This is a genomic window from Methylocystis suflitae (assembly GCF_024448135.1).
In the GTDB taxonomy this organism is placed as follows: domain Bacteria; phylum Pseudomonadota; class Alphaproteobacteria; order Rhizobiales; family Beijerinckiaceae; genus Methylocystis; species Methylocystis suflitae.
The window spans coordinates 1-15,932 of sequence record NZ_JAMRYX010000097.1 but is presented as its reverse complement, the minus strand read 5'-3'; the positions used below and the strand labels follow the sequence as shown (position 1 = coordinate 15,932).

The following is a 15,932-nucleotide window of genomic DNA, read 5'->3' as shown; positions in this document are numbered from 1 at the left end:
GATCTTAAACCTATAGTTTAAGTTTAAGAAGCTCCCTACAGATATTCGACTTCCAGAACGCCCGGAATGGCGCGCAGCGCGCCGGCCACTTCCGGAGTGACGGGGTAGCTTCCGGGCAGTCGGATTTCGATTTCCTCCCGTCCCGCATCGCGCTTCAGAAGAATCGACACCTCGCCGTCGCCACGGCCGGCGAGCCGACTCTTAATCCCGTCGAGCGGCTCCTCGTCGCCGACGACGACGCGCAGTCCCTTTTTCCCGCGCGCCGCCGCCGCCGCCAAAGGTTCGACAGCAACGATGCGCGCCCGGACGTCCTCGCCCTCGACCGCCGCGGATAGGGTCACGAGCACCGCCGCGCCCTTCTCCAGAAGATCGCGATATTGGATCAGGCCCTCCTGGAAGAGGATCGCCTCATATTGTCCGCTGACGTCCGAGAGCTGCAAGATCCCCATCTTGGACCCGGACTTGGTGCGCCTTTCGGTCCTGTCCAGAACCACGGCGGCGAGCCGGCCCGCAGTGGCGCCGCGCTTGACGGAGGCGGCGAATTCGCTCCATCGCGACACGCGAAGCTTCGGCAAGAGGCCGGCGTAAGCGTCGAGCGGATGGCCCGAGAGAAAGAAACCGGCGGCTTCAAATTCACGTCGCAGCGTCTCGGCCGCTGGCCAGGGCGGCGTCTTTGGAACCGCAAGGTCCGCAGGCTCAGCTTCGCCAAAGAGCGCATTTTGTCCGGCCTTGCGGTCCTCGGCGTGCCTGTTCGCGGCGGCGAGGATCGGTTCGATCGCGGCGAAAGCCTTGGCGCGATTGGGCTCGATTTCGTCGAAGGCGCCGCAGGCCGCAAGGCTCTCCAGCGTCTTCTTGTTCACTTCGCGCGGGTTCAGCCGTCTCGCGACGTCGGCGAGACTCGCAAATCCGCGCGCCCCGCGGGAGCGCACGAGAGACTCGGCCTGCGCTTCGCCGACACCTTTGAGGGCCGAAAATGCGTAGCGGATCGCGAGCCTGCCCTCGGCGCCCGGCGCGACGTCGAAGTCGACGCCCGACTCATTGATCGACGGCGGTTGGACCGCGATGCCCATGCGCCGCGCCTCGTCGCGGAACTCGGCGAGCTTGTCGGTCTGGCTCTTGTCAAAGGTCATTGAGGCGGCGAGGAACTCCGCCGGATAATGCGTCTTGAACCAGGCGGTCTGATAGGCGATCAGCGCATAGGCCGCCGCATGGCTCTTGTTGAAGCCATAATCGGCGAATTTCGCCAGGAGGTCGAAGATGAAATTGGCGAGGTCCGCCTTTACCTCGCGTTCGATCGCCCCCTTCACGAAGCGCTCGCGCTGGGCGTCCATCTCGGACTTGATTTTTTTGCCCATGGCGCGGCGGAGCATATCGGCTTCGCCCAGCGTGTAGCCGGAGAGCACCTGCGCGATCTGCATCACCTGCTCCTGGTAGATGATGACGCCGAAGGTCTCCTTCAAAATGGGCTCGATCTTGGGGTGGTAATAATCCGCCTCCTCATCGCCGAGCTTCACCGCGCAATAGGTGGGGATATTGGCCATCGGCCCCGGGCGATACAGCGCCACGAGCGCAATGATGTCCTCAAAGCGATCCGCGTGCATTTCGACCAGCGCCTTGCGCATGCCGGCGCTTTCCAGCTGGAATATCCCGACTGTCTCGCCGCGGCCGAGCAGCGCATAGGTCGCCGGATCATCGAGCGGAACCTTGGCGAGGTCGAAGCCAGGGTCGCGGCGGCGCGCCAAACTGCTCGCCGTTGCGAGCACGGTGAGCGTCTTCAGACCGAGAAAGTCGAATTTGATCAATCCCGCCGGCTCGACCCACTTCATATTGAACTGGGTCGCCGGCATGTCGGACTTTGGATCGCGGTAAAGCGGCGTCACCTCGTGCAGCGGGCGGTCGCCGATGACGACGCCGGCGGCGTGGGTGGAGGCGTTGGAAAAAAGCCCTTCAAGCGAGCCGGCGATTTTAAAGAGCCGCCTGACGCGCTCGTCCTCCTCCACGGCCTCGCGTAATTTCTGCTCGCTCGCCAGCGCCTCGGCGAGCGTGACGGGCTTCGCCGGATTCTGCGGCACGAGCTTGGCGAGCTTGTCGACCTGTCCGAGCGGCATTTCGAGCACGCGACCGACGCTGCGCAAAACGCCGCGCGCCAGGAAGGAGCCGAAGGTGATGATCTGCGCCACCCGGTCGGCGCCATAGCGGCGTCTGACGTAGTCGATCACCTCGCCGCGCCGCGTCTGGCAGAAGTCGATGTCGAAGTCCGGCATCGAATTGCGCTCAGGGTTGAGGAAGCGTTCGAAGAAGAGTCCGAAGCGAACCGGATCCAGATCGGTGATGGTCAGCGCATAGGCGACGAGCGAACCCGCACCGGAGCCGCGTCCCGGTCCGACCGGAATTCCCTGGGATTTGGCGAATTTGATGAAGTCGGAGACGATGAGGAAGTAGCCCGGGAAGCGCATCTTCTCGATGACGGAAAGTTCGAAATCGAGTCGCGCGGCGTATTCCTCCCGCGTTCGGCCCGGCGCCGGCCCATGCGCGGCGAGGCGCTGCTCCAGCCCTTCGATTGCTTGACGACGCAGCTCCTGCGCCTCGATTTCGTCGAGAGAATGCGCGTCGCGGTCTTCTTGCACGAACCGCGGCATGATCGGCTTGCGCGTTTGGGGCCGGAAGCTGACCCGACGGGCGATCTCCAGCGTGTTGGCGGTCGCCTCTTGGAGATCGGCGAAAAGCGCGCACATTTGCGCGCGAGTCTTGAAGTAGTGCTCGGGCGAGACCCGCCTCCGATCGTCGATGCTCGTCACCGCGCCTTCGGCGATACAGAGCAGCGCGTCATGCGCTTCGAAATCGGCGGGCTGAGCGAAATAGGGCTCATTCGTCGCCACGAGCGGCAGCCCGCGACGATAGGCAAGGTCCAGCAGCTGCGGCTCCACGTCGCGTTCAGAACGCAAACTGTGGCGCTGGACCTCGATATACAGCCGGTCGCCATAGAGACGCTCGAGCGTTGCGAGGCGCGCGCGCGCCTGCTCCGGCCTGCCCTGCGCGAGGGCGCGGTCCAACGCGCCATCCGGCCCGCCGGTCAATGCGATCAGCTCCCCGGAATCAGCAGCCAGCGCGTCGAGCGTCAGACGCGGCTCTTCGCCCTGCTCGACATCGAGAAAGGCGCGCGAGGCGAGCCGCATCAAATTGCGATAGCCGGCCTCGGTCTTGGCCAGCAGCACGATGTTGGCGAAACGATCGTCTCGCGCCGCGACTGCGCCGCCCTTGCCGTCGCCGAAGTCGACCCGGAGTTGTGCGCCTGCGATCGGTTGGAGCCCAGCTTTCGCCGCCTTCTCGGAAAACTCCAGGGCGGCGAAGAGATTATTGGTGTCGGTGACAGCGAGCGCGGGCTGGAGGTCGCGCACCGCGAGATCAATCAGCTTGCCGAGCGAAAGCGCGCCCTCGCGCAGCGAATAGGCTGTGTGGACGTGAAGATGCACGAAGCCGGCTTCGGCGGCAGGCATGATCTGGGCCTTGAGAGCACGGACGGATTCGAGCCGAATTCTACAGTTTCGCGCCGCGTCCAGGAACTCCGCGCGCGCCGCCGTCCCCAGATAGCGCGAAAGGCGGCGTCCGCCCCGACTTTTTCAAGTCTGGGGCGGAGAGCAGACTACCGCTGCAAAACCGCGAAGCGGTGAACGTTCACGCCATATTCGTTGAGGAGCCTGTGCATCGCGGGAGAGAGGCGAACCACACGAGACGCGCTCAGATTAGAACTGCAGTCGTTCCTGAGGCCGACATATTTGGCGTGAAGCGCGTTCGCCTCGCTTTCGCCAACGCTTGTGCGGACCTGGTCAAGCACGGCGCTCACTTCCGCGCCGCCATATTGCTGGACGAGGGAACAGCCGATGCGCACATCCTGCGCCGTCGCGGGAGACAGTGCGGCGCTCAGAAGAAACGCGCCAAACAGGGCGCCGGCGGAGATCGCCGGCTTTCCATAACTCATGTGGTACTCCTAGGCTAAAGACCGCCGTTCGGCGAAGCAGCACGAACGGCGCTCGGTCCAAAGCCCGGCGGAGGCGACTGCCTCCCCGGGGCTCATGTGTCCTAGCCGCGTTTTGGACGAACGTGTTTAGCGCCTATTACTCGGCAGGGCTATAGGCTTTCGCCGCTGTCTCGATCGGCTTGAACGCTTCCTTGGCGATCGAGGCGTAGAGTTCGCCGAGCTTGGTCGCTTCGGCAAGGAAATCCTCGTAGGCGCTTTTGGCGAAATCGGACTGAAGCTGCAACGCTTCGTCGATCTTCTTGACCGTAATCAGCTTTTCAGCCAGAACGCGGCTCTTTTCGAAGGATTTCTTGGAATAATCGGTGGTCTCCGCGGCGATGCTCTGCCAGCCCTTGGTCACCGCAGCCGCAGCGGCGGACACGGCTTCAAACTGCTCTTTGCCGAGCTTCTGAACGCTGTCGAAATTAGCTGCCATCGGTTCGTCCTCATGATTTTGGCGCAAAGGCGCCCTATGCGGCGCTATGCGCCCGCTCACGACCTATTTATATGCATTGCACAAAATAAAGTCAATAAAAATGTTGCGGCGCAAAATAGGCACGACGCCGTGCTCGCGCTTAACCCGCGGGTAACTGCAAGCGCTTAGTCTGCGAATTCGTCACTTTTGGCGCGGCTGGCGGTGGCGAAGAATGGTCAAGTCAAGGGGCGCGTTTATGCTGAGATCGAGTTTGTCGGACCGCCTGCCGCGGCCCCGCTCCCTCGCGGCAAGCTTTGCCACGATAACGATCCTCGTCACAATGTCGGCCCTCCCTGCGGAGGCGCGCCGCGGACATCATTTCCACCATCGTAGTAGTTCTGACGCCGGCATGTCGGCCGTCCACGCGCGCGCCAACGCCGTCCGCGACCCTGTCATCGGCGAGCATCGCGGCTTTTCGGCCATCGTCGTCGACGCCAACAGCGGCCGCGCGCTGTATTCCCGCGCCGAGCATGAGTTGCGCCACCCCGCCTCGGTCACCAAGGTGATGACGCTCTATCTGCTGTTCGAGCAGCTCGAAAAAGGGCGGCTGCGACTGGACTCGCCGCTGATGATTTCGCAACACGCGGCGGCGCAGGCGCCATCCAAGCTCGGCCTGCGTCCCGGACAAACGATCAGCGTCGACAATGCGATCAAGGCGGTCGTCACCAAATCCGCCAATGACATCGCCTGCGCGATCGCCGAGAACGTCGCGGGCGACGAACATAGTTTCGCGCAAATGATGACGCGCAAGGCTCATGCGCTGGGGATGCGCAATACCAATTATGAGAACGCGTCGGGGCTCCCCGATCCAAATCAGGTGACGACCGCCTATGATCTCGCGCTGCTCGGTCGCGCCATCCAGGAGCGCTTTCCGCGCTATTATCGTTATTTCTCGACGCCGAGCTTCGCCTACAACGGCGCCCTGCACCGAAACCACAATCATCTCCTCGGCCAGGTCGAAGGCATGGACGGCATCAAGACCGGCTACACGCGCGCGTCCGGCTTCAATCTGCTGACCTCGGTGCGCCGTCGCGGGCATCACATTGTCGCGGTGGTGATGGGCGGTAAGACCGCCTACACGCGGGATCGCATTATGGCGGGGCTGATCGAGGAACACATCGACGGCGGCTCTTCCGTAAGAACTGCGGCGGCGGTGAGCGAAGATCCGCAGGCCGCCGAGGCGCAGGAGCAGTTGGCGTATGAGCGCACGCAGCGCGCCGAACGCGCCGCCGAGCGCGCCCAACAGATCGCCGCGGAGCGCTTGGCTTATGCGGAGCCTCAGGATGAGCCCGTCGGGCAGCCCGAACCGTTTGACCGCCGGCTGAACGCTCCGGTTCCTGCGGCGGCTATTCCGCCGCAGGAGAGCGCTGAGCGGCCAGCGGTTCGCCCTGCTTTCGTTTCCGGCGGTCAGAAGCGAACGGCCGACGACCGGGATGCGGAACGCAAGGGCGCGTCTCCCAGCGCCAAGGTCCGCGCGGGCGCTACGCCAGTGGCTGCGCGCGACGGCTCTACGACGAACGGCGCGCGTAAAATCGACGTTACGCCTGTGTCTACGACGCCTTCCGCCATTCGCGGCGGCGCCGCAAAGTTACAGCTCGCAAAGGCGGACGCCGCGCGTCCGGGGCGGCCAGGCTGGATGATTCAGATCGGCGCGACCGACGATCAGGAGAAGGCCAATCAGCTGCTCGTGCGCGCGCGCAGCCAGCTTCAAGGCTTTCCCGCGACCGCCAAGGCCTTCACCGAGAAGGTGCAGAGGGGAACCGAGACGCTCTATCGCGCGCGTTTCGCCGGGCTTGAGGAAGACACGGCGCAGTCGGCCTGCAAGGCGCTCAAGCGCTCTGGCTTCTCCTGCTTCACGACAAAGAACTGATCATGTCCACGACTTGGGACCACGACTACGGCGCGCGACGCGCGTCAGTGCTGGTGACGCCGCATGAGGACGTCCTTGGCCTCATTTACCCGGGCCGCAAGATCAGTCGTTCCGCCAAGATCTGGATGAAGCTTCTTCATCAGATCACGATGGGCGCGCGCAATGTCCGCCGCCGCCGCGCCGCGCTTGAGGCCGAGAATTTCGTAAGCCTCGTCTTCCGAAATCGCGCCTGCACGACGCGCGCCGCCCTCGCCCGAACGAAAACTCCCCGAGTTTGCGTGCGCATCGCTTGCCGAACGCCAGCCGGAAAATCGGCGGTCCAGATAAGCCTCTAAAAGCCTGGCGCCGTCAGGATCGTCCCGGCGGCAAACGCCGTAGAGTTCGAGGAGCGCAGGCCGCGCCAGCGAATCAAGATGCACGCCTTCGTGCTGACCGGCCAGAACCACGCCCCGTATGGCGCCCGTGGAGTGGTCGAGCTCCATTTCGATCATCGCCGATCGAACCCGCGATACGCCGCCGGCGCCTGCGCCCGCTTTGCGAAAGCCGCGCAGGGCGCCCCCGCCGAAGCCCATCAGCCAAACGCCAAAGCCCAAGAGCGCCATGCCCAGGTCGAGGCGTCCCCGCACCAAAAGCAACGCGCCCAGCGCGAGAGCAAGGAAGCCGCCCCCGCGCTTGAGAATCACCGCCAATAGCGCCGGCGACGTCTTCGTATAGGCGTTTAGCGCCACGATCGTCAGGAGCAGGGCGATGAGTCCGATCAGAATGGGCATCCGTTTATCCTCAACCGATCTGAGACAGAAGCAGGCGCGCGGCGTCCCCGCCTTCTTCGGCGCGCCGCTCCAGTTCGCGTCTGCCCCCTACCGCGTAAGCCGCCGCGGCGGCGAGAAGCTCCGCTAAACGCCCTGGAGCCGTGGCGTCGAACGCCGCATAGGCGCCGCCCGTTAGGCGCGCGATCTCACGATAGGCATGCTGTGCGACCGAGTCCTGGCCCTCATGGAACATGAAGGCCTTGACGCCGAGCAGCCCAAGTTCGCCTGCCGTCGCCGCGAGGGCGTCAAGCCGCTCCTCCATAGCGTCGCCGATGTAAACGAGCGCGCCGACGCGTCCCGCTCGCGATTCGTCGAGAGCGTGGCGCAGAACCTTGCCGATCTGCGTGCGGCCGCCTCGACAAGCGATGCGCGACATCAGCGCGCCGAGCCCCTCGCCTCCCGAGACAAAGCGCGAGGCGCGGCATTCTCCGAAGCCGCGGAAGTAGACGAGTTGAACATCCAGTCCTCCCTGCGCGGCGGTCGTGCGGAACATTTCGCCCTGAATTGACTGGGCCATGTCCCAGGTCGGCTGTCTGCTCATTGTGGCGTCCAGCGCGAAAATCAGGCGTCCGCGCGACGCTCTCGCCGCGACGTTCTTTGCCTTGTCCAGGAAGGCGTCTATCGGCCCCGATTGCACTGAGCCTTGAGCTGCCGGCGGTTTAGGTGAATGTTCGCCCACTGCGGTTCACGTCGTTTTATCTGACGCTCTCTATCAAATCGGCCCTGCTCTCTGATAAACAAGAGGCTGGCGCGCAACCTGAAACATAGGCTCTTTCAGCGCGCCCGGCGAGGATTCGATGTCGATCCCCAGCGAAGAATCTCATGTCCTGAACGGATCCGCGCTGACGGCCGCGACCGGATGGACGCGCATTGCGGCCCTGCCCGCTGAAGATAGCGTTCGGATCCAGTCCCTGATGCAGGCCTTCGCCGAAGAGCTGATGCGGGATGGCGTGCGGGTCGGCGGCGTGACGCAGACGCGCGTCGCGGATTCAGCTGGCCGCTCGGGCATCGTATTGCGCGACGTCGCCACGGGCGCCTTTTATCCGATCTCGCAGGACCTTGGCCCCGGTTCGGTCGCCTGCAATCTCGATACGAGCGAGCTGGCGCTCGCCTGCGCGGCGATTGAGCGCGCGGCGCGCGACGGCGCGCAATTGATCGTGATCAGCAAGTTCTCCAAACAGGAGGCGGCGCGTGGCGGGCTCTGCGACGCCTTCCGAGCGGCGATGACCGCGCGCGTTCCGGTAATCGCGGCGGTCTCTCCGCACTATCGCGACGAATGGCGCGCCTTCGCCGGGCCGCTGGCGGAAGACATCGCGCCCGAGCGCCAGGCGCTCGCGGATTGGTGGGCGAAGCTCCGCGCCGCGTCGCCGGATCGCGCCTCTATCTGACCGGCGGCGCATACATCAGGCCGCCCTTGTTCCACAAAGCGTTCAGCCTGCGCTCCATGGCGTAGGGGGCCCCCTGCCCGAGATTGCGCTCAAAAACGTCGGCGTAATTGCCGACATGTTTGACGATGCGGTAGGCCCAATCCTGAGAGAGGCCGAGATCGTCGCCATGGGCCCCGTCAACGCCGAGCAGCCGCCGTATCTGCGGATTCTCCGACGACAAAGCGGCGTCGGCGTTCGCCTTCGACACCTCCAGCTCCTCTGCGTCGATCATCGCGAACAGCGTCCAGCGGACGATGTTCAGCCACTGATCGTCGCCTTGGCGGACAAGCGGGCCGCGCGGCGATTTCGAAAGAATGTCCGGCAGGACCACGTGATCCGCAGGCGCGGTCAAGCCGATGCGGACGCCGTGCAGCGTCGAAACGTCAGCCGTCAGCGCTTCGCATTTTTCCCCGTCATAGGCCTTGACCGCGTCCTCGAGGCTCGGGAACAGCTTCGGATCATATTTCGCCTTGCGGGCCCGGAAAAAGTCGGCGACGGCGAGTTCATAGGGCGTGCCCTGCTCGATACAGATCGACGCGCCGTCGAGGTCCTGGACGGAAGCTAAGTTGCGCTGCCGGCGGACCAAGAACCCCTGCCCGTCATGGAGGAAGACGCCGGCATAGATCAGCTTCTGGCCGGCGTCGCGCGCTTGGGTCCATGGCGAGGCGCTGACGAGCAGATCGACAGCGCCGGCCTGCAACGCGCCCGCGCGCCCCTTTTGCGAGAGCTCGACGAATCGCGCCTTGCCTGGGTCGTCGAGGACGGCGCTGGCGACGGCCCGGCAGAAATCGACGTCGAAGCCCCGCCATTCACCCGCGCCGTCGCGTTGAGCAAGGCCGGGCGCGTCGGTCACGCCGCAGGTCAAATAGCCGCGCTTCATGATCTGCGCGAGCGTGGGACCGACGTCCGTCTGCGCGCCGGCGCCGACAGCGAAAAGCGCTCCGGCGAGGGCCGCGAGGGCGGCGAAAACTGTGCGGCGGATCATGGCGGGCTCGGCATCCGGCGGAGGATATACTACGGTCGCGCGGCGTTCACGCAAAGGCGAGTTGTCAGAGGCGGCATGTCCGAAGAAAAGCGAAAAACAAGGCGCAAATTAAAGCCCGCTACGCTGGTGACGCAAGCCGGCCGCACGCCGTTCGATCATTTCGGCTTCGTCAATCCCCCTATTTATCGCGGTTCGACGGTGCTGTTCCCCACGGTCGCCGCTCTCGAGGCGTTACGCCAGCCGTACACCTACGGCACCAAGGGGACGCCCACGACTCGCGCGCTCGAGCAGGGCTGGAGCGAGATCGCCGGCGCCGCGGATACGGTGTTGACGCCCTCCGGCCTTGCGGCGATCGGGCTGGCGCTTCTCACCGCCACGCACGCGGGCGCGCATGCGCTCATCGTCGATTCCGCCTATCAGCCGACGCGGATCTTCTGCGACGGCATCCTGGCCCGCTTCGGCGTCGCGGTCGACTACTACGATCCCTTGATCGGCGGCGGCATCGCCGCGATGATGAAGCCTGAAACGACCGCCGTGCTCGTCGAGTCGCCTGGTTCGCAGAGCATGGAAGTTCAAGACATTCCTGCAATCGCCGCGGCCGCCCACGCCCATGGGGCCTGTGTCATCGCGGACAACACCTGGGCGACCCCTCTTCTCTTCCCGCCGCATGAGCGCGGCTGCGACCTCGCCGTCGACGCCGGCACCAAATATCTCTCGGGCCACGCCGACCTCCTCATGGGGCTTGTTTCGGCCAATTCACAGTGGGCGAAGCGCCTGCGCGCGACCTTCAACGCCTTCAGCATGGGGTCCAGTCCCGACGACGCCGCGCTCGCCTTGCGCGGGCTGCGCACCATGGCGCTACGGATGCGCGAACAGGAGCGCGCCGCGCTCGACATCGCGCGGTGGCTGGAGAACCGGCCGGAAGTTTCGCGCGTGCTGCATCCCGGCCTTGCGACGCATCCCGGCCACGCGCTGTGGAAACGGGACTTTACCGGCGCCTCTGGCGTTTTTTCCGTTATCCTCAAAGAGACTTCAAAAAAGGCGGTCGCCGCTTTTGTCGACGGATTGGAATTGTTTGGCATCGGATACTCATGGGGCGGCTATGAAAGCCTTGTCCTGCCATTCGACTGCTCTTCATACAGGACGGCGACGCGCTGGACTCCGGAAGGACCGGCGCTGCGCTTCTCCATCGGACTGGAGGATGTCGCGGATCTGAAGTCTGATCTTGAGGCGGGGCTCGCGCGCCTCAACGGCCATTGAAGGCGGCGCGCCGCAGTGTAATTCAGGTTTTCGGATTCCTATGTGAACAGCTGTCTTGAAGAGGAGAAGCAATATGGTGGCCGTTTCCCGGGTTGTTGCCTATGTGGCCGTCTGCGGTTTTTTGATTGCGGGCGTCGCGCCGGCGCGGGCGGCCAGTGGTGAAGACTTTCCGAACTCCACATGCGCCTGCAAGGGATGCGGCCAGAACAAGTCCGACGTCATCGGCAAATGCCCCGATGTCTGCAAGGACAAGACGGTCTACGACAAGGGCGACAAGGATGCTTCCCCAGCAGCAGCCAAGAGCCGTTCGGGCAGAAAAGACAAGACCGCCAAAGTCGCCGAACCTACGGGGTTTTGTAAGGCCCCCCGCATGAAGCTTCCGAAAGGCTGGATGCGCGCCGATCCGCCGGCGGCGAAAACGCGCTAACCCAACACATCTCCAAGTAGGTCCTCATTGCGACGCGCGGAAATCGAGCGGGCGCCTTTGACCATTCAAGCGTGGAAACGGTGCTGCAATTGATGCGGCGGCGTAGTCGTTCTCGCTACGACGCCCCTACGCCTTCGTCAGCCCGCTAAAAGAGACGGCTTGGCCCGCGCGCCTTGGCGATCGCATATCGCCATGCAAAATGCCCGCCCAAGAACTTGGGCGGGCAAGGTTTTGTTGCGCGCTCGCAGTGAGCGCGCAACAACGCTTGGAGGATTAGAGCGTGGCTCCCGCCTGGAACTTCGGAATAACCGGGCCGCCGATTTCAGCTCTCTGACGCTCGCCGGAGGGGGTGAAGAAGAACAGCAGTCCGCCAAACTGGCTATCGGTGTCGTAGGCGAGATCGGACAGGCGTTCGATGTCGAAGCGGGCGTCCTGAATGATCACTTCCAGGTCGCGAGTCTCGCCGGGCGCGATCGGGTTGGAATCGCTCACGGAAAGGCCGCGGTCGGCAAGCAGATAGTCAGGGAAATCCGGCCGCGTCGTGAAGACTTCCGGATTGAGGAAGCGCAGACCGGCGGCAGTGAATTCGCCGAGCCGGACCGGCTCCTTGCCATTATTGGTCACCTTCGCCCTGATCCGCAATTCACGGCCCGGCACCGTATAGGAGCCGCCCTTAAACTGAACGGCGACGGTCGACCGCGGCTCGTTGATCGGCGAGATGCCGGTCAGCAAGCCTGCCTGCATCGGCAGCGTGCGCGGAAACTCCCGGTTGGCGGCGGCATAGAAGACGAGCACAGCCAAGAGAACCGCGGCAAGGGTGATCGCTCCGATCCGCTTTTCGTCTTGACCGATCAGCTCGCGGCCCTTGCCGGCCTTGACCTGCCAATATCGGACGATGATCCCTTTGGTCATGAACCAATAGAGAATCCAGGCGGTGGCGGCAGCCATCCAGAAGAAGTGATAGATATAGGTCCAGGTGATCCCATAGGTTTCGAGATCGATTGTCGAACCTTCGAGCAGCGTCACGGGATTGGTGAAATCCTTCATGTCGCCCTTGATGGTGATCCACTGGCCCGGACCGACGATCGGGCCGCCGTCCTTGACGTTGATCTGGACATGGACGTGATAGCGGCCTTGTCGGCGCGCTTTCAGGACGATCTTGTATTCATAGTCCTCGCCGACATCCATCGAGAAGGTGCGCGGCACCGGCACTTCGCCGACGAAGGCGCTCTTGCGGATGAGCACCGGTCCCGGCTCGCCGACGTTGAGAAATGATTCGCCGGGCCTGGCGACGGCTTGCGGCCAGCCGGAAAACACATGCACCTTTCCGGTGAGCTCCATCTCGTCATTCACGTTGAGCTCGGTCTTCGACCATTTGACGTCATACCAGTTGAGCGTGCGCATGCGCAGGAAGGCCTGCTGGGAACGTTCGCCATGCGCGGCGGCGGGCGTCGCCGCAGGCAAGGTTGTTAGCGCGCCTGCAACGGCCAATCCGAGGATCCAAAGGCGGACGACACGGGCCGTCGCGCATTTGGCCATCGATTGCAAATTCAAGCTTTTCATCTGGAGTTACTCCCTTGCATTTTTTTCGCCGCCGGAGCCGTCGCCGGCTCCGGTGAAATTGCGCGTCGCGTCCTAGACCTCTTCGATCTCGATATATTTCGTCGTCGAGAACCATTTGCCCATGTTCCACCACAGGAAGTAGACGAGCATCGAAATGAAGCCGGAGAAGAAGGCGGCGACCGGAACCACGTCCTTGCCGAAGGTGCGCAGCGTGCCGCGCTCGACCATGCGGATGTATTCCGGGGTGCCGGTGCGGACGTAGTTGAAGCCGATGAGGTCGGCGAGCGTGAGCAGCACGCCGTCGATTTCAGTGGCCTGATGATATTGCGCCAACACGGGCCAATTGATCGGATAGAACAGGAGGCCCCAGCCAAGACCGCCGAGGAGCGCCGTGACCAGCCAGCTGCCCGAGATCATCAGCACGATGTCGAGCCAGAAGCCCATGGGAACGAGCGCTGACGGAAACACCAGATTGATCGGGAAGAAGGTCCAGCCCCAGAAGTTGTCATAGCGGTTGATCCACTCGCCAATCAGCAGAGCGAGCACGACGGTCGTGGCGCCGATCGGCAGTCGGAACCTCGTCCAGAAGAAGGACTGCGCGGCCGCGGCGAAGCACATGGCGACGATCGGCGTCACCGTCGGCCACATGCGCCGATCTTTGAAGTCGATCCAGAAGTCCCAGTCGCCGGCGAGCAGCATGTAGTGGATGTGGAAGGAGCCGAGCAGCACGGCGAACAGGATCACCAGCAGGATCCAGTCCGTCAGGATGACGCAGCCGAGAAACTCTTCTTTCGATTTCCAGGTCTTGCCGGCTGGCGAGCCTGTTTCAGTTGATGCCGACATGTTTTCCTCTCTCGAATTAATCTTGCTGAAGGAAAGCGGCGGCCCCGCCGGCCTTCGCCTTTTTGGTCGACGGCCGCTTTCCGTTTCGATGCGCAACGCGCGAAGGTTGAGCGTGTCAGAGCGCGCTGCGAAAAAGTGGAACCCGGTTTTTCGCGCAAAGCGCGCTCTAAGTTTTGGAATCGATCACGTCATCTGCATTTGGGCGATGACGCCCAAATGCAGCGTGATCTAAAGCGCGAGAGCGTCCTTCTCATATTCCTTGCTGAGTTCGATCACCCGATCGAGCACCTGGCGCGCGACGCCGAAAACGGCGAGCGCGAACCAGCCGAAGAACACGAAGCCCCAGTGCAGCGGCGCGGTGAACAGCTCTTCCATGAACCAGAAAGTGTGGCCCCACTCGTTCAGGCCGATGTTCGGGAAAATCATGAACGGCCCGGCGAAGAACATCAGGAAGGCGAGCGAGATTCGCTTGGCGAACTGCGGGATGCGCGTGTGCGCATACATGAAGGCGCCCCAGCCGCAGATGATGTAGATCGGATAGCTGAGGTAGAACTCCAGGATGTGGCTCGGCGTGAAGTCGGTGTCGCGAATCACGGTCTGGTGCCAGGTGCCATCCTGTTCAGTGAAGTAAGAGGCGCCCCAGTAGACCGAGAAGGCGTAAACCGCGAGCCAGCCGATGAGCGTCAAGATGCGGCGCATCTCCTCGCGCGGCGCGACGGCGTCGATGTTGCGGTCACGCGTCTTCCAGAGATAGCCGCCGATGGCGCAGAAGGCGATGAACTCGAGCGGCAGCTCGGTCCACATCAAATTCATCCAGTAGGTCTGGAATTCCGGCGCGAAGGAATCGAGGCCGGCCTTCCATCCGAAATATTGCTCATAGATTCGGATGCCGACGTAAAACACCAGCATCACGCCCATGGTGATGTAGGCGGGCTTGTAGTTCACGATCGTATCGGTCTCGCCGGCTTGTGCGGCGCTCACGGCTTTTTGTGTCGTTTGATTCATCATTGCCTCTCCTCTTTCGGGCTCGAGACGCAGTTGCCGTCCCGATTGGCGCTGCGCCACCCATTGCTGCGATTTGCGCCGCGCAAGGCGCACCTCTCGCCGCGTGAAGCGATCAAAAGAGCGCTGGCGCGATGACCGCTCGCGACGCGCGCAACGCGCGGCGGCTTTCACAGCTAGGGAAAGCCTATCACGTCGAACACTACGAACGTCAAGCAAAGTATAGTATTCAGCATGCGACAATTTGCATCATATGCTGTCTAAAATCTCATTTTATTGCTACAAATATTGAGACTTTGAGTTTGTATATAATTGATACCTGAGTTTGTTGGCGCGGTTAAGCAGCTTTTGATGTATTATAATATGAAACAGCGCCATGTTAGAATGATTTAAGACCAGATTATAGTCAAACTTGCGACATGTTGCCGCAAGTTAAACCTATTGTGCGTCGAGTTGAATCGTTGAAAATCGAAACAGCGCTGATCGACAGCGTCCGCCGCAGTCTATGGAGAGGAAACGGATGAAGACTTTGCACTCGTTTAATGAACTTGGCTGGGTCGCCTTTTGGGTCGCTTTCTGCGTGTTCCTCTTCGCAATCTTCATTCCGACCGTGAACCGAGCCCTCAACTTTTAACCGCCCTCCCCGGCGCGACGATCGTCCCAACTTGATTTCCCTCAAGTTGGGACGATCCCCTGTCCGCGCGCGGGCCCGCGGGAGCCTGAAGACGCAGGGGCCGAATTGCATGCGCGTCGCCAAAATGTCGCGCCTCACCGACAGAATATCTCAATACGACCTATGTCTTTGATGTGAAGAAGCACGCCCAGATAGGAGCCAAGACAAAGCAGGAAGGATCTGACGCAAAGTAAAATAAAAAGGTGGCCCGAAGAGTATAATAAAGAGAAAACTTAATGAGCGGAAACTCTGAAGAAGACCATCAGTTGAATTATCGCAAGCGGCGGGAAGATTCTCTCCGCCAGCTCCTCAGCGGCATCGTGGACAAGCCCTCAAAGGAGATCGTCGAGGAGCTCAAAAAGGACTTGGGCGTCAGCCGCGCGACCGCCTATCGCATGATGAAAACATTTCGTACCTGCGGGGCCATCACGGCGCCCTGGACGCGTCCGGTGGGCCGTCCGAAAGGCGCGCGCTGTCTCGATCCGCGCCGCGAGCAGATCATCCAGGAGGCGATCAAAGCCCATTATTCGCACGCGCTTCGGCCGAGATTCAGAGCGCTGGTGCAGGACATTCATCAGCG

The 15,932-nt window shown here is 62.6% G+C and carries 14 protein-coding genes; 5 read left to right on the top strand and 9 right to left on the bottom strand.

The window, feature by feature from the left end; all coding sequences use genetic code 11:
• Positions 1–35: 35 nt before the first annotated feature.
• From dnaE to NEI07_RS08315, 3 genes are all read right to left on the bottom strand, one after another.
• Positions 36–3,497 carry a DNA polymerase III subunit alpha gene (gene dnaE, locus NEI07_RS08325; RefSeq protein ID WP_256033964.1) on the bottom strand — a complete coding sequence of 1,154 codons (3,462 nt, stop codon included), beginning with the start codon at positions 3,495–3,497 and terminating at the stop codon, positions 36–38.
• 146 nt (positions 3,498–3,643) lie between these two features.
• Positions 3,644–3,979: a hypothetical protein gene (locus NEI07_RS08320; RefSeq protein ID WP_256033963.1), complete on the bottom strand. Its 336-nt coding sequence runs from the start codon at positions 3,977–3,979 to the stop codon at positions 3,644–3,646.
• A 136-nt stretch (positions 3,980–4,115) separates the two neighbouring features.
• Positions 4,116–4,454: a phasin family protein gene (locus NEI07_RS08315; RefSeq protein ID WP_256033962.1), complete on the bottom strand. Its 339-nt coding sequence runs from the start codon at positions 4,452–4,454 to the stop codon at positions 4,116–4,118.
• Positions 4,455–4,689: 235 nt separating this feature from the next.
• On the opposite strand from NEI07_RS08315, the gene NEI07_RS08310 reads away from it, so the two are divergent.
• The gene (locus tag NEI07_RS08310) at positions 4,690–6,363 is read left to right on the top strand and encodes a serine hydrolase (RefSeq protein ID WP_256033961.1); all 1,674 of its coding nucleotides are present in this window, start codon (positions 4,690–4,692) and stop codon (positions 6,361–6,363) included.
• Positions 6,364–6,407: 44 nt separating this feature from the next.
• Here the strand turns inward: NEI07_RS08310 and NEI07_RS08305 are convergent, their stop codons facing one another.
• Together NEI07_RS08305 and NEI07_RS08300 are read right to left on the bottom strand one after the other, a co-directional pair.
• A complete protein-coding gene (locus tag NEI07_RS08305) occupies positions 6,408–7,133 on the bottom strand; it encodes a DnaJ domain-containing protein (protein ID WP_256033958.1) in 726 nt (241 codons plus the stop codon).
• Between the two features lie 10 nt (positions 7,134–7,143).
• The gene (locus NEI07_RS08300) at positions 7,144–7,851 is read right to left on the bottom strand and encodes a VWA domain-containing protein (RefSeq protein WP_256033957.1); all 708 of its coding nucleotides are present in this window, start codon (positions 7,849–7,851) and stop codon (positions 7,144–7,146) included.
• Between the two features lie 118 nt (positions 7,852–7,969).
• Between NEI07_RS08300 and NEI07_RS08295 the strand changes: the two genes are divergently transcribed.
• On the top strand, positions 7,970–8,560 hold the full coding sequence (locus NEI07_RS08295; protein WP_256033954.1) for a DUF2478 domain-containing protein: 591 nt from the start codon (positions 7,970–7,972) through the stop codon (positions 8,558–8,560).
• Here NEI07_RS08295 and NEI07_RS08290 read toward each other — a convergent pair.
• Complete coding sequence (locus NEI07_RS08290; RefSeq protein ID WP_256033952.1) at positions 8,553–9,584, bottom strand: amino acid ABC transporter substrate-binding protein; 1,032 nt, start codon at positions 9,582–9,584, stop codon at positions 8,553–8,555. The two genes, NEI07_RS08295 and NEI07_RS08290, sit on opposite strands and share 8 nt — an antisense overlap.
• A 75-nt stretch (positions 9,585–9,659) precedes the next feature.
• On the opposite strand from NEI07_RS08290, the gene metC reads away from it, so the two are divergent.
• Both metC and NEI07_RS08280 read left to right on the top strand, forming a co-directional pair.
• The gene (gene metC, locus NEI07_RS08285) at positions 9,660–10,844 is read left to right on the top strand and encodes a cystathionine beta-lyase (RefSeq protein ID WP_256033951.1); all 1,185 of its coding nucleotides are present in this window, start codon (positions 9,660–9,662) and stop codon (positions 10,842–10,844) included.
• Between the two features lie 73 nt (positions 10,845–10,917).
• Positions 10,918–11,271, top strand: coding sequence for a hypothetical protein (locus NEI07_RS08280; protein ID WP_256033949.1), 354 nt, complete (start codon positions 10,918–10,920; stop codon positions 11,269–11,271).
• A 273-nt stretch (positions 11,272–11,544) separates the two neighbouring features.
• On the opposite strand, the gene amoB is transcribed toward NEI07_RS08280, so the two are convergent.
• The 3 genes from amoB to amoC form a co-directional block, all read right to left on the bottom strand.
• Complete coding sequence (amoB, locus tag NEI07_RS08275; RefSeq protein WP_256033948.1) at positions 11,545–12,834, bottom strand: bacterial ammonia monooxygenase, subunit AmoB; 1,290 nt, start codon at positions 12,832–12,834, stop codon at positions 11,545–11,547.
• Between the two features lie 72 nt (positions 12,835–12,906).
• Positions 12,907–13,677, bottom strand: coding sequence for a bacterial ammonia monooxygenase, subunit AmoA (gene amoA, locus NEI07_RS08270; RefSeq protein ID WP_256033947.1), 771 nt, complete (start codon positions 13,675–13,677; stop codon positions 12,907–12,909).
• Positions 13,678–13,905: 228 nt separating this feature from the next.
• Positions 13,906–14,682 carry a bacterial ammonia monooxygenase, subunit AmoC gene (gene amoC / locus NEI07_RS08265; protein WP_256033946.1) on the bottom strand — a complete coding sequence of 259 codons (777 nt, stop codon included), beginning with the start codon at positions 14,680–14,682 and terminating at the stop codon, positions 13,906–13,908.
• Positions 14,683–15,588: 906 nt separating this feature from the next.
• Between amoC and NEI07_RS08260 the strand changes: the two genes are divergently transcribed.
• Positions 15,589–15,932, top strand: a 344-nt coding sequence (locus NEI07_RS08260) for a transposase (RefSeq protein ID WP_256033945.1), incomplete at its 3' end; no start/stop codon positions are given.